We start from the raw sequence: 18,181 nt of genomic DNA, 5'->3' as shown, positions 1-18,181 counted from the left end.
GGGGCGGGCGGGACACAGCACGTCCGAGGCGGACGCGTCAACGGGTGGCTGCGGCGAGAGGGAGGTCGATAGCGTTTCGGCATGAGCACGGCGAAGCAAGCGGCGCGGTCGGCGCACTCATCATCCACATTCCGTGGGGTCGCCCGGGTCGGTTACGCCGTCCTCGGACTCCTGCACATCATCATCGGCAGCATCGCCATCACGATCGCCACCGGCGCGGGTGGTGGCTCCGCCGACCAGAGCGGCGCGATGTCGCAGATTCGCGAGACACCCTTCGGCCTCGTCGTGCTCTGGGTCATCGTCGCAGGACTCGCCGCACTCGCCCTGTTCGAGATCGCCCAGGCGTTCTTCGCCTCGGATTCCGACGGCGACAGCAAGAAGAAGTGGGGCAGACGCCTGAAGCACCTCGGCACGGCCGCCGCCTACATCGCAATCGCCGTGACCGCCCTCATCTACGCACTGGGCGGCAGCTCCTCCTCGTCGAGCTCGACCCAGTCGCTCAGCGCTCAGCTCCTCGCCACCCCGGGCGGGGTCTTCGTGCTCGTCCTCATCGGCCTCGTGGTGCTCGCCATCGGCGGCGCCTTCATCTACAAGGGCGCGACGAAGAAGTTCGAGGAGAAGCTCGACCTGCCGAGCTCGACGGTCCGGAAGGCGATCGTTCCGTTCGGCGTCGCCGGATACATCGCCAAGGGCGTCGCCGTCGGCGTCGCCGGCATCCTCTTCATCGTCGCCGCCTTCACGCAAGACCCCGAGGCCGCAGGAGGCCTTGACGGGGCCCTGCACAGCCTCGCGCAGCTGCCGTTCGGGCAGATCATCCTCTGGGTCGTCGGCGCCGGGCTCATTCTCTACGGCCTGTTCTGCTTCGCCCGCGCCCGCTACGCCCGCATGTGACGCGTCGTCACTCCTCCGCCACCACATCGACGACGATCGCCCGCTGCGGCTGCTGAACCATCGGCCGGAGTCCCACGACCGACAGCTGCCGGCCGGTCAGAACGGTGTCGACAATCGTCCACTCCAGGGGTGATTGCCCGGCATCGCGGTCGCGGGTGAGCGGCGACAGGGCGAGGCGGTACAGCCGGTCATCGTCCAGGCCCGGCATCCGCACATGCCCGGGCGGCCATGCGGCATCCGTCGCCGTCTGCACGATCGTGAACATCGCCCGCGAGTGATCCGCGGCGACGACACCGCGCACGTCCAGGCCCGGGTCGACGCCGTCGACGTGCACCGTGCGTCCGGTGGCGATCATCTTGCGAAGCGATTTCGCGTAGGCCACCCACTCCGCGATGCGCGCGCGGGTCGCCGCGTCGGTGGCCGCGAGGTCCCATTCAATGCCGAAGTGCCCGATGAGGGCCACCGCGGCGCTCAGCTCGAGATCGACCGTCCGGCCCGAGGTGTGCAGGTGAGGGGTCGTCAGGTGTGCGCCCATCATCTCCGGCGGCACCACCAGTCCGGTGTACCGCTGGTTGGGGAGGCGCTCGAGCGGGTCGAGACTGTCGCTCGTCCAGATCCGGTCGGTGCGATCGAGAATGCCCAGATCGACCCGTGCCCCGCCGGAGGCGCAGCTCTCGATCTCGAGCGACGGGTGCGCGGCCTTCAGTTCGTCGAGAAGGCGGTACAGCGCACCCGTGGTGGCGCGGACCCGCGCGACTCCGCCGGGGCCTGTCGCCGCATCGACGAGGTCGCGGTTGTGATCCCACTTCAGGTACGCGATCGGGTACTCCTCGAGCAGCGCGTGCAGCCGCTCCGAGATGTAGCGATACGCGTCGGGGTGCGCAAGATCCAGCACCTGCTGCTGTCGCGCCGACGGAGGCAGGTCAGCGCGTCCGCGCAGAATCCAGTCCGGATGCCGCCGGGCCAGCTCGCTGTCGGGGTTGACCATCTCGGGCTCGACCCACAGGCCGAACTCCATCCCGAGACCGCGCACGTGATCGATGAGCGGATGCAGCCCGACGGGCCAGACGACCGGGTCGACCAGCCAGTCGCCGAGACCCCCGGTGTCGTCGCGGCGGCCGAGGAACCATCCGTCGTCGAGCACGAATCGCTCGACACCCACCTCAGCGGCGGCGTCGGCGAGGGCGGTGAGCCGGGTGAGATCGTGGTCGAAGTAGACAGCCTCCCAGGTGTTGAGGGTGATCGGACGCGGCCGGGACGGATGCTGCGGACGCGCCCGCCACTCGTCGTGGAACCGGTGCGACAAGGCGCTCAGACCCTCTCCCCACGACCCCATCACGGGGGGCGTCGCGATCTTCTCGCCCGGAGCGAGCACGACCTCCCCCGGGAGGAACAGCTCGCCGCCGGCGAGGAGCGCGTCGCCGTTGCTCGTCCGCTCGGCGAGAACGCGGTGATTGCCGCTCCATGCGACATGGAGACCGTGCACCTGCCCGGTTTCGAACCCGAAGCCCGGTCGCCCGGCGGCCAGCAGCACGGTGGCGTCGGCACCCGGCCGGCCGCGCCGGCTCTCGCGCAGGTGGGTGCCGATGGCAAGCGGCCGGCGCTGCGGCGCACGTTCGCGCAGATGATGTCCGGTGGTGTCGAGGATCTCGGTCGCATCCCAGGGCAGCGGGAACGTCGCCTGCAGCCGATCGACCGTGAACGCGGTGTCGCCGATATTGCGGAGGGCGACCCGCTGGGTGAACACCCCCGCGACGCCGAGGGCCAGCTCGATCCGCGCGGAAAGCCCCGCCTCGACATCGACGAGCTCGAGGGTCGCCGAGTGATCGTCGGCGGAGACGCCGGCGAGGGAGAACAGGATGCTGCTGCCGGCGCCGCTACGGTGACCTTCGACGGCGGGCGTGAACATCCATCCGGCCGCTTCTGTGGGAAGGACGGTGAGTCGCGGCGTGGTGTCGAGACCACCGGAGACGCGCTGCGGGCGCGCGGCGATCGCGAGCGAGGAGAGGGCCGCGGGCGGCAGCTCGCCGAGGTCGGCGCCCCAGTGCACGATCGCCGGGGCGGGGGCTGTCGACAGATCGAGGATGACATTCGTGCCTCCGCGTCGGAGATGAAAAACGTCGTCGCGGGGAGTCATGCCAATATTTCTACCAGGAAAATAATCGGCTGACCGAGGTGAGGCCCAGTCGTAGGAGGTACCGTGCTGACCGCAAGCGAGTCCGCTCTTGCGCGCGCCGTTCTGGTTCACGGCCCCATCGCCCGCAGCGCGCTGGCACACAGCCTCGCGCTGTCACCGGCGAGTCTGACGCGCCTGGTCAGGCCCTTCCTCGACCAGGGCGTGTTCATCGAACGACCGCACATGGTGGACGGCCTCGTCGGCCGCCCGGTCACCCCCCTCGACGTCGCGCCGGAGTGGGGCCGCTTCGCGGGGGTGAAGCTCACGGGTGACCGCGCCTACGCCGTCGTCACCGACGCGCGGGCCGAGGTGCTCGTCCGCGGTGAGCGTGCGCTCGTCTCGACCGAACCCGAGGCGGTGTGCGAGCTCGTCGCAGACCTGGTGGGCGACCTCCTCGCCGACCTCGCCACGTCGGACGCCGCGCGCCTTCGCGCGGCCGGAGTGAGCCTCGGCGGCGTCGTGCGCGGAGGGCGAGCGGAGTTCGCTCCGTTCCTCGACTGGGCAGACGTCGAGATCGCGCCGCTCCTCGCCCCCCGCCTCGGGGTGCCGGTGACGGTCGAGAACGACGTCATCGCGCTCACCGAGGCAGAGCACTGGTTCGGGTATGGCCGCGGTATCCCGGGGTTCTCGCTCCTCACCGTCGGTGCAGGGGTCGGGCATGGGCTGGTCGTCGACGACCGGGTGGTCCGCGCCGCAGCGGGTGCCGATCTCGTCGGGCACGTGCCGGTCGCGGAGTCGGGGCCGATCTGTCCGCTCGGGCACCGCGGATGTGCGCACATGCTCGCGACCGCCTCGATCCTCGCCGAATGCGCCGGTGCGCTCGGTCGTCCCGCTGCCTACGACGAGCTCACCGACCTTGCGCTCACGGGTGACGAGCGCATCACCCCGATCGTCGACGCGCTGGCCGAGGCGCTCGGGAGTCTCATCGCGCTCGTCGCGGGTCTCACGCAGCAGCGTGTGGTCGTCCTCGCCGGTGACGGGATCGGCCTCTTCGCCGCCGCAGAGGAGCGCGTCCAAGCGGCGATCGCCGCGGCCCGGGATCCACGGGCCGATCCGGTCGAGCTGCATGTCGACGACAGCGGCTTCTCGGCGTGGGCGCGCGGCGCGGCTGCGGTCGCCATCCAGGCGGCCGTCGACCGGATCGTTCTCGGAAAGAGCTCGGCTGTCTGACCGCTACCAGCCGCTGCGGGTGGGCGTGTGCCCTTCGCGCGCATCATCCGGCATGGCCATCTCCGCCCGCATCCCGAGCAGTCGCACCGGCCGGTCGGGTTCGATCTTGGCAAGAAGAGCGAATGCTTGGGCGGTCACCGTTTCGCGATCGTGCGTCTCGGCGATCCGACGGGTGAAGGTCTTGGTGAGAAAGGGCGCATAGCGCACCTTCAGGCCGAGGCCGACGACGGGGCGCCCCTCGGCGGCGACGTCATCGAGCACCTGCGCGAGCAGCACGAGCGCCGCCGCCTCGATCTCCTCCCGCGCGATGAGGTTCTGCTGGTACGTCGTCTCGCGGCTGTGACCCCGCGCGACCCAGGGGGTGTCGTCGACGACGTCCGACCCGTCGCCGCGCCCCAGCTGGCGGTACCACGGCCCCATCTTCGGTCCGAACTCCGCCGCGAGCGGCGCGGTCTCGGCGACCGCGAGGTCGCGCACCGTTCGGATGCCGAGCGTCTCGAGGCGCCGCGAGATCTTGGTGCCCACACCCCACAGGTCGATCGTGGGCCGGTCGCCCATCACCTCGAGCCAGTTGCCCGCTGTCAGGCGGAAGCGGCCGCGCGGTTTGCCGAATCCGGTGGCGTTCTTCGCGCGCACGAGCGTGTCGCCGATGCCCACGCTGCAGTGCAGCCGGGTGCGCTCGAGCACCGCGCGCTGCAGGTTCTCGGCGTAGCCCTCGGGGTCAGCGGAGGTGATCCCCACGAAGGCCTCGTCCCACCCGAGCACCTGCACCACAGCGTCGGGCTGGGCCCGAAGCGTCGCCATCACCTCCTCCGAGGCGGCGGTGTAGGCGTCGTGATCGACGGGCAGAATCACCGCGTCGGGCGCCTTCCGCGCGGCGATCCGCAGCGGCATCCCCGATCCGACCCCGAACGCCCGTGCTTCATACGACGCCGTCGAGACGACCGCGCGCTCGTTCGGATCGCCCCGACCGCCGACGATGACGGGCCTTCCGGCGAGGCTCGGGGCGGCGGAGCACCTCGACGGCCGCGATGAACTGGTCGAGATCGACGTGCAGCACCCAGCGACGCGTCCCCGCATCGCCCTCGGCCATCTGCGGACCCGTCAGTCCTGGCCCACGGGCGGCGGGAACCCGAGCCGAGCGTGGCGTTCGCGGGCGAAATCCTGTGCACGGGGCCCGGCGCCGAGGGCGCGGGTGGATGCCGCGAGAGCGACCCGCGCGAGCGTGATCACCGGCAGCGGCAGTCGGCGCAGCCCCAGCAGCTTCCGGTACTCACGGGGGAGGCTCGCCACGGCCGCGGCGAAGAGCAGCCGATAGCTCACACCCATGGAGCCGGGAAGCGGCACGCGGCGGAGGAACCGCACGACGTCGTCCACGCGCTCGTCGCGGCGCAGCTGGCCGCTGAACGCCGCGAGGCGTTCGCGCAGCGCGGCCTCGGTCTCGGGGGGATGGGTGACCCGCATCAGCCGGCCCGCCTGCGCCCATTCCCGGACGTAGGCGTCGCTGCCGCCCGGGATGGGTCCGCCCCAGATCTCGTGTGCGCCGAGGAAGGCCTCGGTGAAGGCCAGATGCACCCACTCGACGAGGTCGGCGTCGTCGGCGGTGTAGGCGCGCTCTCCGTCGGCGGCGTCGTAGGTGCCCCGCACCCGCTGGTGCAGCCGACCGACCCGCGCCGTTTCACGCTGGGCCTGCTCGGTCGAGCCGTAGGTGACGCAGAGGATCCACCGCACGGTGCCCGACAGGCGCCCCATGGGATCGTCGCGGTACCGCGAGTGGTCGTGGACGCCCGCGAGCGCGCCCGGGTGAAGCGCCTGGATGAGGAGCGCGCGGATCCCGGCGATCAGCGTGCTCGTGCCGGCATGCACGGTCCATACCGCGCCGCCGTCTGCGAAGTACCCGGCGTCATCGCCATCGGCGAGGGCTCGCACCCACGGCGGGGTTCCGTTGGGGTCGCCCGACAGTGCGGTGAGCAGGCGGGATCGCAGCGTCGATGAACGCGCGGGAGCGAGCGATCCGGTGCCCATGGTTCCAGCGTGCCACGCCGCGGAGGCTAGAGACCCAGTCGCGCGAGGTAGTCGCCGACGAATCGGCGGTCGGGGTCCAGCCGCGTCCGCAGCGCCGCGAAGTCGTCGAACCGGGGGTAGCGGCGGCGGACCTCGTCGCCGGGCATGGTGAAGACCTTGCCCCAGTGCGGACGGGCGGAGGCCGGAAGGGCGGCCTCCAGTGCGGGGAGGAGGGCGCGCACGGCTGCTTCGTCGCGCTGCCAGGTGAAGTGGATGCCGAGGGTCGGGCGCCCGTACGCGGGGGAGAGCCACAGATCGTCGGCGGCCATCGTGCGCACCTCGCACGTGAGCAGGAGCGGCGAGATCCGGTCGGCGAGCCCTCGCACGGCCTGGATCGCCGCCACGGCGTCGGCGCGCGCGACGAGGTACTCCGACTGCAGCTCCTCACCCGCCGACGGCGTGAACGCCAGGCGGAAGTGCGGAAGCCGGTCGTACCAGGGCCCGGGGACGCCCTCCTGCGCCGTGCACGGGGTCGGGTCGATGCCGGGGATCGGATGACGGGGACCGTCGGCGGCACGAGCGCCGAAGCCCGACAGGTCGTCGGCGCTCGAGGCGGTCCGGGCCTTCACCCACACCTGGTCGATGACGTCGGGATTCGTCCACCGTGTGAACAGGCTCACGCTGTCGCCCGCACCGGTGAGATCGTCGAGACGGCTCAGCGCGTCATCCCACCGCACGCCTTCGAAGACGGTCTGCGCGACGGCGAAGTGAGGCTCGACATCGAGGCGCAGGTGGGTGACGATGCCGAGTGCCCCGAGCCCGACGACAGCGCCGTCGAAGCCGTCCTCGCCGCGCGTGAGCGTGATCCGCTCGCCGGCGGCGGTGAGAAGCTCGACGGCGGCGACCTGGGTGCCGAGGGCTCCGACGCTGTCGCCCGACCCGTGCGTTCCGGTCTGCACCGCGCCGGCGACGGAGATGTGGGGGAGGGAGGCGAGGTTCGCCAGCGCGAGACCCTCCCGTTCGAGGACAGGCACCAGGTCGCCGTAGCGGATGCCTGCGGGGATCCGCACCGTCTTGCGGTCGGGCGCGACGCTCACCTGGCCGGCGGTGGCGAGGGCGGCGAGGGAGATGATCACCCCGTCGGTGTCGGCGATGTCATTGAAGGAGTGCCGACTGCCCAGCACACGAACGGTGGTGCCATCGCTCCGCGCCCGGTCGAGAATGGCGCTCAGTTCGGCCTCATCGGTGGGTTCGGCGATGCGCGCGGCGCGGTACGTGAGGTTTCCTGCCCAGTTGGTAGTCACCCCACAGGTCTACCCGAGATCGGCGACCGTCCGGGCCAGCGCCACCGCATCGGCGGCGAGGGCGGCCGAGGTGTCGGCATCCCGCATCCACAGCGGGACGGCTCGGGTGACGATCCCCGCCGCGTCGAGACTCGGCACCGTCCGCGAGTCCTCCTCACCGACCAGCCAACCGTCCAGCACGCCACCGGTCACGCGGGTGCCGTAGTGGCGGGCGACGGCGCCCGCGTCGGCATCGACGCCGATGACGGCCAGGCATGCCTCGGCCATGCCCCTCACCGCGGCGCCGCCGATGATCGGCGAGACGCCGACGATCGGCGCGGATGCGACGGAGAGCGCCTCGCGGAACCCCGGGATCTGCAGCATGGGTCCGATCGAGACCACGGGGTTCGACGGTGCGATGAGGATGACATCGGCGGCGGCGACCGCGGCCAGTGCGGCCGGGGCGGGGCGCGCCTCGTCGATGGCCTGCTGCTCGAATCGCGCGACGGGAAGGCGCGCCCGGTGACGGGTCCACCACTCTTGGAAATGCAGCCTCTCGCCATCCGGCGTCACGATGTGGGTGTCGATCTCGTCGTCGGTCGCAGGGTGCAGGGTCACGCCGAGGTCCCATCGGGCGCCGAGGCGCCGGGCGACCTCCGTGGGGGTCTCGCCTGCGCGGAGCCACGCCGTCCGGGCGATGTGAGTGCCGAGGTCGAGGTCGCCGAGGGTGAACCACTCGGGGGTGACGCCCCAGGTGCGAAGCTCCGCCGACACGCGCTCGCTCTCGCCTCGCCGGCCCCACCCGCGCTCCTCGTCGTTCTGCCCGGCGAGGGTGTAGAGGATGCTGTCGTGGTCGGGCCAGATGCGGAGACCTGCCAGCCACCAGTCATCTCCGGTGTTGACGACCACATCGATGGTGTGGTCCTCGCCGCTGCGGCGAACATGTTCCCGGACGCCGCGCACGAACCGTGCGCCGCCCACGCCTCCTGCGATGACGGTGATCTTCACCCGTCAACGCTACCGGTGCCCCGTCAACCCCCTCGGCCGTCGTTCAGATGGTGACGACGGACACCGTGCGAAGCACGCCGTCGTCGACCAGCGCGGTCATGAGCGTATGATGCGGCTGACGACGACGATCGGTGGGTGAGCCGGGGTTGAGCAGGCGCAATCCGGATGCGGTGGTCGTGTCCCATGGGATGTGGCTGTGTCCGAACACCAGCACGTCGAGGTCGGGGTAGCGCAGCGTCATCCGCTTCTCCCGGCCTTTCGCATCGCCGGTCTCGTGCACGACACCGAATCGCATTCCCTCGATGGTCTGCACCGCGAACTCGGGAAGAAGTGCGCGCAGGTCATCGCCGTCGTTGTTGCCGTACACGCCCAGGACCTCGCCGTGACCCCGGAGATCATCGAGCACGGCGACGGACACCCAGTCGCCGGCGTGGATGATCAGATCGGCCGCGTCGGCCTCGCGCCGCACGACATCGGGCAGGCCGCGCGCCCGGCCGGGGATGTGGGTGTCGGAGATCAGCAGCAGGCGGGTCGGCATGCGTCGATTCTGTCCGACCGTCGCAGTCGGTGCCCGCTGTGCCTACGATGGGCACATCCTCGCCGTCGACATCGAGGAGGTCGGCATGGTCCAGGTTCGTGTGATCGGCGTCGCGCTCGACGCCGCGCGCCAGTACGTGATCCTGCTGCGTCCGATCACCGAAGAGGTGGACGGACCGCGGATGCTCCCCATCTGGATCGGAGCCCAGGAGGCGACCTCGATCGCCATCGCCGTCGAGGGGGCGGAACCTCCGCGCCCGCTCGCGCACGATCTCATGAAGTCGCTGCTCGAGACGGTGTCGGCGGAGGTCGAGCGCGTCGAGATCACCCGCATCGACGACGGGACCTTCTACGCCGAGATCACCCTCCGGCTTCCGGGCGGTCGGCGTGTGCTCGACGCCCGTCCCTCGGACGCGATCGCCCTCGCTTCCCGCGTCGGCGCGCCCATCTGGGTGGCCGACCAGGTCCTCACCGACGCCGGCATCCCGGTGTCGGCGATGGAGTTCGAAGAGGACGACAAGCTCGAGGAGGAGAAGCTCGAGGAGTTCAAGCGCTTCCTCGACGAGGTCGACCCCGAAGACTTCCAGGGCTGACCGCGCGACCGCGTCAGGGGGCCAGGTGGGGAAGGATGCGGGTGCCGAACTCGTGTCGCAGGGCGCTGCGCGCCGCCAGCCACCCGGCCATGCCGTGCACCCCCGGCCCCGGACTCGTCGACGCGCCGCAGAGGTACACCCCCGGCATCGCGGTGCGCCAGGGCTCGGGAGACACCGTCGGGCGGCCCAGGAGCTGCCGCACATCCGGGAGACCCGCCGCGATGTCTCCGCCGGGGTAGTTGGGATTGTGCCGCTCCATATCTACGGCCGTGAGCGTGGAGGTGGCGACGATCACGTCGCGGAAGCCCGGCGCGAATCGCTCGATCTGCCCGATGACGGCCTCGGTGGCGTCGACGGTGGACCCTGCGGGCACGTGCGTGTAGGTCCAGAGCGTGTGCATACCCTCTGGCGCCCGGCTGTCGTCGAAGCTGCTGGGCTGGGCGACCAGCACGTAGGGCCGCTCGGGCACCCCGCCGCGCGCGACGACGTTCTCGGCCGCCGCCACCTCCGCCCGGGTGCCGCCGACGTGCACCGTCCCAGCGCGACGGACGGCCTCATTCGTCCACGGCACCGGGCCGGAGAGGGCGAAGTCCACCTTGACGACGCCGTTGCCGTACCGGAACCGCTCCAGTGCGCGGCGGTACCCCGCCGGCATCCGCTCCCCGGCGAGCCGGATGAGCGCGGCCGGGGTGACATCGAGGAGCACGGTGCGGGCCGGCGGAAGCTCGTCGAGGCTCGTGACCTCCGTGTCGGTGACGATCTCTCCGCCGTGGGCGAGGAGATCGTCGGCCAAGGCGTCGGCGATCGCCTGGCTGCCGCCGATGGGGATCGGCCAGCCGCGCGCATGCGCGTAGGTCGTGAGGGCGAGTCCCGCCGCCGCCGACGCCAGACTCGGCAGAGGCAGGATGGTGTGGGCCGACACACCCGTGATCATCGACGGAGCGACGTCCTCGGCGAAGGGGGTGTTCCACCAGCGACCGGCTTGCGACAGCGCGGCGAGACCGAACGCCACGGGTGCCCTCACGTGCAGGGGAACACGCACGAGGGGGTGGGTGGTGAAGTCGGCGATCTGATCGGATGCGGCGACGAGGGGTTCGAGGAGCGCGCGATACGCCGCGCCGTCGCGACCGAGGTGATCGACGGTCCTGTCGAGGTCGCGGTAGGCGACGCCCGCACGGCCGCCGTCCAGGGGATGAGCGAACGAGACCTCAGGCACCTCGAAGCGGATGCGCTCGCCGAGCCCGAACTCGCGGAAGAACGGCGAAGCCAGAGCAAGGGGGTGCACCGCCGAGCAGACGTCGTGGCGGAACCCCGGGAGGGTGAGCTCGGATGTCGAGGTGCCGCCGCCGACGGCGCCCGCGCGCTCGTAGACCTGGACGCCCAGTCCCGCCCGGGCGAGCGTGACGGCGGCGGCCAGGCCGTTGGGGCCGGCGCCGACGACGACGGCGTCGAGTTCGCCCGCCCGGCTCACTCGCGCGCCGCTTCCGCCGCCTCGGCCGCCTCGGCGGCCTCCTCGGCTTCGTGATCATCGGCGACATCGGGGGAGGAGGGGCGCCCTGCCTCTTCGTTCTCCTCCTCGGCGGTGGTCTCGCGCGCGCGGGCGTGGCGTCCCTCAGCCAGGTACGCGAGCCGGTGAAGTGTCTCGGCGTTGCGCCGATGCAGCATCAGGTCGAGGAGCAGATCGGGGAGGTAGCGGGGAGGCCCTGCGATGGCCTCCTCCTGCAGTCTCACGACACAGCCCTCGCCGCGCGGTTTCACGTCGATGGAGATGCGGGCCTCGCCGATCGGCCAACCGGTTGCGACCATCACCGCGCGCCGGGGTGGGCTCCATTCGGTCGACCTCGTCTCGTCGTTGATCAGGACCGGCCAGGCGCCGAAGGAGTGATGAAGACGCGAACCCACCGCCGGCCAATCGGCGTCGACATCCCGCATGCGGGACGCGCCGACCACCCATGTCGGGAAGAGCCATCCCTCGGCAAGCACCTCGAAGACGCTCTCGGGCGCGCACGTCATCTCTCGTACGTTGCGTGACATCTCGGCCCCCTTCAGGCGATCTCCGCCGGCTGTCTCGACCGTATGGCCATCCGGACGCGCAGCGCACCCGGTTGACAGGTCGCTCACCGCTTCGGTCTGCGCCACCACGGTCGTGCGGGTGGCACCTCATCAGGAGCGGGCATGCGCGCCCGGCGGCGCGCCGCCCACTCCGCGACTTCGACGTCGACGTCGCGGAGTGGCGTGACGACGGGGGGCCCGCCGAGCAGCTGCATCCGTGCGAGCTTCACCCGCCGATTGAAGTCCTCCACTGCCTCGCGCACCTCCTCTTCCCGCGAGAGGGCGTCCAATCTCTCCGACAGTTCGGCGTCCTCGACCCGCAGGGTCAGGGCTGGGGGACCGAGCCCGGTCAGCTGCTCGCGCTCGATCTTGCGACGGATCCACCAGTTCGGGTCATGGGCCCGTCCGAGGTCGGGGAGAGGCCTCCCGGCCCCGGGAAGGTCGTCGAAATCCCCTCGCCGGATCGCCTGCTGGATGGCGACCTCGACATAGGCGGCACGCGCTCCAGCTCCCGCCGACCGCGACGCGTCGGGGGCCGGAACGGCATCCCCGGGGGTCGGAGTCGGCGCGTCGGCACCCTCCGCGGTCGCATCCGCGGATTCCTCCTGCTGCAGCCGCTCGACGCGATACCGTGCCGCTCGAAGTCTCGGATCCTCCATCCGCACCTCCCCCATTTCCACGGTACTTACCCGCGGTAGGACCGGGGGCGACCCGGTCCCACCGCGGGTGCTGCTCTCATCCGCCCGTGACGTTGTCGTAGGCGCGCATCGCCGCAGCCTGCGCGTCGGCGAGTGCTTCCTCCGCGGTCTTATCGCCCAGGAGCGCCGCGGTCACGGCGTTGTTCAGTTCGTTCTGGATCTCCTGACCGACGGGGGAGGAGCCGAACGACCGGCCGTAGTCGAGGACGTCGTAGTAGGTGGCGATGACCTGGTCGAAGTCGTCGTTGCCCGACGGCACGACGTACTGCTCTCGGATGGCTTGGTCCGGCCCCGGGGCCCCGGTGAACAGGCCGGTGTTGATGCCGCCGTCGGCCTCCCGGGTCGCCGCGCGCGCCTCGGCCGCGGCCATCCACGCGTCTTCGCTCGTGACCTCGATGAGCCATTCGCACGCCGCAGCGGCGTTCGCGGCTCCCGCGGGGATGACGAAGGCCTGACCACCGGTGACCGAGAACGGGTTTCCCTCGCTGTCGAGGAAGGGCACGGCCTGGATGTCGATCTCGTCGACGTAGGGCGAGAGGACGTTCGGATACCACTGAGCGTTGACCTGCGCCCCGACCTGGCCGGCGACGAACTGATTCTGGTCTCCGAAGGTGTCGAAGGAGTCGGTGAAGCTCTTCACCTCAGCGAAGCCGCCCTGCGCGTCACTGATCTGCTGGAGCATCTCGATGCCCGCGATGTTCGCCGGGTCATCCAGCGTCGGCACGCCGTCGTCGTCGGTCAGCCGCCCGCCCATGCCGAGGATCCACAGGGGTGCCTGGCCGGTGGCGACCGGGTCGAAGCCGAGGCGCGAGGGTACGCCGCCCGACTCCTGGTACACCTTCGCGATCGCCTCGAGCAGGACATCGGGCTGCGAGGTGTCGATCTCCTCATTCGCCACGCCCGCCTCATCCAGCACCGCGCGGTTCACGATGATCGCCGGCGGCTGGTAGAACTGCGGCACGCCCCAGACCTGGTCCTCGTATCGAACGTCGTCGACGACGAACGGGTACCAGTAGTCGTCGGGGGTGACGTCATGTTCGGCGAAGCAGTCGTCCATCGGCAGGATGAGACCCTGCGCCGCGTAGGTGGTGACGAAGCGACGGTCCATCTGCACGACATCCGGAACGTCGCCACTCGCGATGCGCGTGGTGAACTTCTGGGCGTCGAAGGCGGTGGCGTCGAGGTCGACCTCGACGTCCGAGACCTCTGCGGCGGCGTGGTCCAGACGCGCTTGCCCGACGTCGTCGGCGTTCTCGAACCCCCACACGCTGAGAGTGCCTGCGGCGTCGGCGCCGAAGTCGACGTCTTCGGCCGTCGCGCCACCCCCGCCGCCGCAGCCGGTGATCATGAGGAGGGACGCCGCGCCGAGAACGGCGACGGCTGTGCGCTGTCGAATCATGAGTTTCCTTTCCCTTGGTGGTACACAGGCTCGTGGCGCATCCGGCGAGGGCCGCTCCGGCGTCATCCCTTCCGCCCCTGAGTGGCGACGCCCTCGATGAAGTAGCGCTGCCCGAAGGCGAAGAGGATCAGCATCGGGAGTGTCACGAGGAGAGAGGCCACCATCACGTACTGGTAGTCGCCCTGGCCTCCCGCGGTAGGGCTGTACTTCGTCATGGCGTAGGCGATGCCCAGCGGCGCCGTGAAGTCCTCCACCCCGCCGGCGTTGAGGTAGATCAGTGCCGCCTGCAGGTTGTTCCAGCTCGCCTGGAACTCGAAGAGGAACACGATGATGAAGGACGGGATCGACAGCGGCATCGCGATGCGCCAGAACAGACCCCAGTTGCTGACGCCGTCGAGCTTGGCCGCCTCGAACAGCTCACGGGGAAGCCCGAGGTAGAACTGCCGCTGCAGGAAAATGTAGAACGCCGAACCGAACAGGTTCATCCCCCACAGCGGCACCCAGGTGCCCAGGAACCCGGTCTCCTTCCAGATGAGGTAGATCGGGATCATCGTCACCGCGCCCGGCAGCATCATCGTCGCCAGGACCAGCCCGAACATCAGCCCGCGGCCGGGGAAGCGGAAGTACGCGAACCCGAAGGCGACGATCGAGCTGGAGATCGCCACGGCGGTAGCCGCGAGGAGCGCGATGGCGATGCTGTTCCACATCCAGCTGAGCAGCGGCAGCTGATTCCAGACCTCGATGTAGTTTTCGGGCACGAAGGTGCGCGGGATGAGCGCGTTGTCGAACACCTCGCCGCGGGGCTTCAGGCTCGCGGCGACGAGCCAGGCGAAGGGGTACAGGAAGAGCAGCGAGAAGAGGATCAGGGCGATGGCGAGGACGACCCTGCCCGCCAGCGTCTTCGGCTGCGACAGCGCGCGACGCCAGCGGGAGCGGGGTGGCGCGTCACCTGCGGCTGCTGCAGCGAGTTCCGGCGTGGGACGCGCGACGCCCGGTGTCTGGAGTGTCGCCGACATCAGCGGTCCCCCTCGTAGTAGACGAATCGGCTGCCGAACTTCACCTGGATGACCGTGATGATCATGATGATGACGAACAGCAGCCACGCCATCGCCGCGGCGAAGCCGAAGTTGAACTGTCGGAAGGCCTGTTGGAACAGGTAGATGGCGTAGAACAGCGATGCCTCCGGCGAGGAGTTGCTCTGGTCGCGCCAGAACAGCAGGTACGCCTGGTCGAAGATCTGGAACGCCGCGATGGACAGGACGATGACGTTGAAGAACATCGCGCCCGAGATCATCGGCAGGGTGATGGAGAAGAACTTCCGCACCGGTCCCGCGCCGTCGAGGGAGGCGACCTCGTAGAGCTCGACGGGGACGTTCTTCAGAGCAGCGAGGAAGATCACCATCGTCCCCGCGACCGTCCACAGCGTCATCAGGACGATGCTCGGCTTCACCCAGGCGGGGTCGACCAGCCACTGCGGCCCCTGAATGCCGAAGAGGCGGAGGAACTGGTTGATCGCGCCGGAGTTGCCGTTCAGCAGCAGGAAGAACACCGCCGCCGTCGCGACGGCGGGCGTCATCTTGGGCAGGTAGTAGAGCGTCCGGAAGATCCCCCCACCGCGGCTCGCGCGCGCGAGGAGCATCGCGAGGAAGAGGGCGAACATGATCTCCAGCGGCACCGCCATCACCACGTAGAAGAGCGTGTTGGCGAGCGAGACGCCGACCCTCGGGTCTTCGAACAGGTTGGCGTAATTGTCGAAACCGACCGGCCGTGCGCTGTTGGTGGCGAGGTTGTAGTTGCTGAAGGAGATGTAGAGGCTGTACGCCATCGCCCCGGCTGTGAAGATCAGGAACCCGATGATCCACGGGGAGATGAACAGGTAGCCTGCGATGGCCTCTCGCCGGTTGTACCGGTCCCGCGCTGCGGGCGCCCGGCGGGCGATGAGGCTCATGCCCGCACCCGCGGCATCCGTCGATGATGCATCGGTCCTCCTCTGGGATCCATCTGGGATCCTTCGGACCGTAGGCGCCCGCAAAAGCGTCGGCAATGTGCTTGCCAACACGGAGAAGTTGTGTCTAGTTGCCGAACCGTACTTGTCTGCGGGGCCTCACCAGCGCGTCGACGACTCCCGCCAGCAGCACGATCGCCGCGGCGAGAAACGGCAGCGTCAGCGCAGCATCCGTCCCCAGGTACTCCGCGACGATTCCGGCCACCGCGGTCGAGGCCGATTGGCCGACCACGATGCCGGAGCCGAGCATCGTCATCACCGTCGACGAGCGCCCGAGAGGGCTTCGGTGCGCGGCGAGGCTGTACTGGGTGACGAGGGTCGGGCCGATACCCACACCGATGACGAGGAGGGTGAGGGTCATGGCCACCACACTCGTCACGAACGGGAGCACCAGGGTGCCGGCGACGAGGATGGCGGCGAACACGATCCAGCGCGCGCCGAGCGTGAACCGGGCGGGGAAGGCGGCGACACCCAGCGCCAGCGCTGCCGAGCCGAGTCCCATCGCGCCGTAGACGACGCCCGCCTGCTCGGCGATGCCCCGATCGGCCATGAACGACGTCAGCGACGTGAGCATCGTGCCGAAGAACAGGCCCATTCCCAGAGCTCCCACGACGGGTGCGGCGACCCGGGTGAGCTCGCGCACCGGGGCGGGTGAGGGAGCGCCGTCACGCACACCGGGTTCGACCCGGGCGGATGGATGCAGCGCGAAGGCCGACACGAAGATCACCGCCAGGGCGGCGGCGCCGAGGACGGGCGCGACAGGATCGAGCGTGGCGGCGAGGACGCCGACGATCACCGGACCGAAGACGAAGACGATCTCGTCAGCGGCCGACTCGTAGGCCATCGTGCCGCTGACCACGGCGTCCCGGCGGGCCGGGTCGACGGCGCGGGCGATGATCCCCACGAGGCGGCTCCGCGACAGCGGGGCGACCTGGGGCGTGGACGCGCCGATGAGGAACCCGGCAGCGAGCACCGCCGCATCGGGGACCGGGGCGAAGGCCAGCCAGGCGATGGCGACGAGCAGCACGCTGTTGGCCAGGCCCGCGCACAGCAGCACCCGTCGTTGACCGAACCGGTCGGCGGCGGCACCGAGGAGCGGGCCGAACATGGCGGTGCCGAGGCCGGTCACCGCGGCGGTCACCCCGCCGAGAGCCAGAGAATCGCGGGCGGAGACCACGAGGGTCAGAAGCCCGACGACCACCATCGCGAACGGCAGACGCGCGACGAGCGCGATCGGGAAGTACGACAGCCCCGCGGCCCGGATCAGCGATGTCGGGCGGGGCGCAGCAGACGGAGTCACGTGCATCAGGTCGATTCGGTCGGCCGCCCGGATCGTCCGGCGGCGTTTCGTGCCGCCTTTGCGCGAAGCGCGAGGTGATGCACAGAGCTCGTCAAGTCTACCAAGCGCGTTCCGCCCGGGCATCCGCGGTTTCAGAAGCGCGTCCGATCCGTCAGCGGCGCCGGTACTTCCGGCGCCGCTTCGGCATCGGTGCGGAGAGACGGTCAGCCGACCTCGTCCCGCCACGAGTGGCGAGGCTCGTAGCCGAGCATCCGGCGTGCCTTGTCGATCGACAGCAGAGTGTCGTTCTCTCCGACCTCGCCGCGTACCTCGACGTCTGGGAACACCTCGGCCAGCAGCTCGGCGTTCGGACGGCTCATGACGGTGTCGGCGGCGGCGATGATGAACGCCTCGAAGCCGGGTTCGGCCACGCGGAGGGCCCGTTCTATCGCCTGCGCGCCGTCGCGCGCGTCGATGTACCCCCAGAGGTTCCACTTCCGCCGACGGGCATCGGCGTCGAACGAGGGGAACTCGGAGTAGTCCTCGGGAACCATGACGTTCGAGAACCGCAGCGCGGTGATGGACAGCTCGGGGTGCCAGCGCACCAGCTCCCGCGCCATCCGCTCTTCGAGGGTCTTCACCAGCGAATAGATGCTCTCGGGACGCGGCTCGTACTCCTCGTCGACCGGTGCGTAGGGCGGCGGTACGTCGAAGGGAAGACCCAGCACGGTCTCACTGGAGGCGGCGACGATCCGGCGTACGCCCACGCGGATGGCGGCGTGGAAGACGTTGAAGGTGGCCGTCATGTTGTTGTGGAAGGTCGCCACGTCGCTGCGAATCCCCGGTGCGGGGATCGCTCCGAGGTGCACCACGGCGTCGACGCCGTCGTGCTGGTCGTTCACCGAGCCGAGGGCGTCGACGACCTGACCGTAGTCGGTGAGGTCGACCTGGACGAACCCGGGGCTGCGCTCTGCGGCGACGTCGAGGCCGATGACCTCGATGCCGCCCGCGCGGAGTTCGCGAGCCACGACGGAGCCGAGCTTGCCGGATGAACCAGTGAGTGCGATGCGCATCTGATCACCTTGC

The 18,181-nt window shown here is 70.1% G+C and carries 16 protein-coding genes and 1 pseudogene; 3 read left to right on the top strand and 14 right to left on the bottom strand.

From position 1 onward, the window contains the following. The first annotated feature begins 81 nt into the window (after positions 1–81). Entirely contained in the window at positions 82–891 is an 810-nt protein-coding gene (locus tag QSU92_RS05195) for a DUF1206 domain-containing protein (protein ID WP_289265115.1), read from the top strand. Positions 892–898: 7 nt separating this feature from the next. Here the strand turns inward: QSU92_RS05195 and QSU92_RS05190 are convergent, their stop codons facing one another. After that, positions 899–3,028 (bottom strand): alpha-galactosidase, encoded by a 2,130-nt coding sequence (locus QSU92_RS05190; RefSeq protein ID WP_289265114.1) that lies wholly within the window; start codon positions 3,026–3,028, stop codon positions 899–901. Positions 3,029–3,091: 63 nt separating this feature from the next. On the opposite strand from QSU92_RS05190, the gene QSU92_RS05185 reads away from it, so the two are divergent. Continuing rightward, positions 3,092–4,237 carry an ROK family protein gene (locus tag QSU92_RS05185; RefSeq protein ID WP_289265113.1) on the top strand — a complete coding sequence of 382 codons (1,146 nt, stop codon included), beginning with the start codon at positions 3,092–3,094 and terminating at the stop codon, positions 4,235–4,237. A 3-nt stretch (positions 4,238–4,240) separates the two neighbouring features. On the opposite strand, the pseudogene QSU92_RS05180 reads toward QSU92_RS05185, so the two are convergent. From QSU92_RS05180 to QSU92_RS05160, 5 genes and pseudogenes are all read right to left on the bottom strand, one after another. Beyond that, a pseudogene (locus QSU92_RS05180) lies at positions 4,241–5,330 on the bottom strand (DNA polymerase IV). 11 nt (positions 5,331–5,341) lie between these two features. Continuing rightward, entirely contained in the window at positions 5,342–6,262 is a 921-nt protein-coding gene (locus tag QSU92_RS05175; protein ID WP_289265112.1) for an oxygenase MpaB family protein, read from the bottom strand. Between the two features lie 26 nt (positions 6,263–6,288). Then, a complete protein-coding gene (locus tag QSU92_RS05170) occupies positions 6,289–7,545 on the bottom strand; it encodes an FAD-binding protein (protein WP_289265111.1) in 1,257 nt (418 codons plus the stop codon). Between the two features lie 9 nt (positions 7,546–7,554). Further along, complete coding sequence (gene cofD / locus QSU92_RS05165; RefSeq protein ID WP_289265110.1) at positions 7,555–8,532, bottom strand: 2-phospho-L-lactate transferase; 978 nt, start codon at positions 8,530–8,532, stop codon at positions 7,555–7,557. 43 nt (positions 8,533–8,575) lie between these two features. Continuing rightward, a complete protein-coding gene (locus QSU92_RS05160; RefSeq protein ID WP_289265109.1) occupies positions 8,576–9,070 on the bottom strand; it encodes a metallophosphoesterase family protein in 495 nt (164 codons plus the stop codon). Positions 9,071–9,155: 85 nt separating this feature from the next. Between QSU92_RS05160 and QSU92_RS05155 the strand changes: the two genes are divergently transcribed. Beyond that, positions 9,156–9,662: a bifunctional nuclease family protein gene (locus QSU92_RS05155; protein ID WP_289265108.1), complete on the top strand. Its 507-nt coding sequence runs from the start codon at positions 9,156–9,158 to the stop codon at positions 9,660–9,662. A 13-nt stretch (positions 9,663–9,675) separates the two neighbouring features. Here QSU92_RS05155 and QSU92_RS05150 read toward each other — a convergent pair whose 3' ends face one another. From QSU92_RS05150 to QSU92_RS05115, 8 genes are all read right to left on the bottom strand, one after another. Further along, positions 9,676–11,133 (bottom strand): phytoene desaturase family protein, encoded by a 1,458-nt coding sequence (locus tag QSU92_RS05150; protein ID WP_289265106.1) that lies wholly within the window; start codon positions 11,131–11,133, stop codon positions 9,676–9,678. Beyond that, positions 11,130–11,696, bottom strand: a complete 567-nt coding sequence (locus QSU92_RS05145) for an SRPBCC family protein (RefSeq protein WP_333783446.1) — start codon at positions 11,694–11,696, stop codon at positions 11,130–11,132. Before QSU92_RS05145 ends, QSU92_RS05150 begins: the two co-directional genes overlap by 4 nt. 83 nt (positions 11,697–11,779) lie before the next feature. Then, positions 11,780–12,373, bottom strand: a complete 594-nt coding sequence (locus QSU92_RS05140) for a DnaJ family domain-containing protein (RefSeq protein WP_289265105.1) — start codon at positions 12,371–12,373, stop codon at positions 11,780–11,782. A 76-nt stretch (positions 12,374–12,449) separates the two neighbouring features. Further along, positions 12,450–13,811, bottom strand: a complete 1,362-nt coding sequence (locus QSU92_RS05135) for an ABC transporter substrate-binding protein (RefSeq protein ID WP_289265104.1) — start codon at positions 13,809–13,811, stop codon at positions 12,450–12,452. Between the two features lie 62 nt (positions 13,812–13,873). Next, positions 13,874–14,827, bottom strand: a complete 954-nt coding sequence (locus tag QSU92_RS05130) for a carbohydrate ABC transporter permease (RefSeq protein WP_289265103.1) — start codon at positions 14,825–14,827, stop codon at positions 13,874–13,876. Continuing rightward, a complete protein-coding gene (locus QSU92_RS05125; protein WP_289265102.1) occupies positions 14,827–15,759 on the bottom strand; it encodes a carbohydrate ABC transporter permease in 933 nt (310 codons plus the stop codon). Before QSU92_RS05125 ends, QSU92_RS05130 begins: the two co-directional genes overlap by 1 nt. A 124-nt stretch (positions 15,760–15,883) precedes the next feature. Continuing rightward, positions 15,884–17,122 carry an MFS transporter gene (locus tag QSU92_RS05120; protein WP_289265101.1) on the bottom strand — a complete coding sequence of 413 codons (1,239 nt, stop codon included), beginning with the start codon at positions 17,120–17,122 and terminating at the stop codon, positions 15,884–15,886. 197 nt (positions 17,123–17,319) lie between these two features. Then, on the bottom strand, positions 17,320–18,168 hold the full coding sequence (locus tag QSU92_RS05115) for an NAD-dependent epimerase/dehydratase family protein (RefSeq protein ID WP_289265100.1): 849 nt from the start codon (positions 18,166–18,168) through the stop codon (positions 17,320–17,322). Between the last annotated feature and the right edge of the window lie 13 nt (positions 18,169–18,181).

The organism is Microbacterium sp. ET2 (genome assembly GCF_030347395.1).
GTDB lineage: Bacteria > Actinomycetota > Actinomycetes > Actinomycetales > Microbacteriaceae > Microbacterium > Microbacterium albipurpureum.
Note: the sequence above shows the minus strand (reverse complement) of the source record. Positions and strands in the feature narration are given on the sequence as shown.

Bases quoted from the DNA above. Each gene is read 5' to 3' on its own strand.
- QSU92_RS05140 (WP_289265105.1), bottom strand. From the start codon at position 12,373: ATGGAGGATCCGAGACTTCGAGCGGCACGGTATCGCGTCGAGCGGCTG.
- QSU92_RS05160 (WP_289265109.1), bottom strand. From the start codon at position 9,070: ATGCCGACCCGCCTGCTGCTGATCTCCGACACCCACATCCCCGGCCGG.
- QSU92_RS05135 (WP_289265104.1), bottom strand. From the start codon at position 13,811: ATGATTCGACAGCGCACAGCCGTCGCCGTTCTCGGCGCGGCGTCCCTC.
- QSU92_RS05155 (WP_289265108.1), top strand. From the start codon at position 9,156: ATGGTCCAGGTTCGTGTGATCGGCGTCGCGCTCGACGCCGCGCGCCAG.
- QSU92_RS05175 (WP_289265112.1), bottom strand. From the start codon at position 6,262: ATGGGCACCGGATCGCTCGCTCCCGCGCGTTCATCGACGCTGCGATCC.
- QSU92_RS05195 (WP_289265115.1), top strand. From the start codon at position 82: ATGAGCACGGCGAAGCAAGCGGCGCGGTCGGCGCACTCATCATCCACA.
- QSU92_RS05115 (WP_289265100.1), bottom strand. From the start codon at position 18,168: ATGCGCATCGCACTCACTGGTTCATCCGGCAAGCTCGGCTCCGTCGTG.
- QSU92_RS05190 (WP_289265114.1), bottom strand. From the start codon at position 3,028: ATGACTCCCCGCGACGACGTTTTTCATCTCCGACGCGGAGGCACGAAT.
- QSU92_RS05130 (WP_289265103.1), bottom strand. From the start codon at position 14,827: ATGTCGGCGACACTCCAGACACCGGGCGTCGCGCGTCCCACGCCGGAA.
- QSU92_RS05145 (WP_333783446.1), bottom strand. From the start codon at position 11,696: ATGTCACGCAACGTACGAGAGATGACGTGCGCGCCCGAGAGCGTCTTC.
- QSU92_RS05125 (WP_289265102.1), bottom strand. From the start codon at position 15,759: ATGAGCCTCATCGCCCGCCGGGCGCCCGCAGCGCGGGACCGGTACAAC.
- QSU92_RS05120 (WP_289265101.1), bottom strand. From the start codon at position 17,122: ATGCACGTGACTCCGTCTGCTGCGCCCCGCCCGACATCGCTGATCCGG.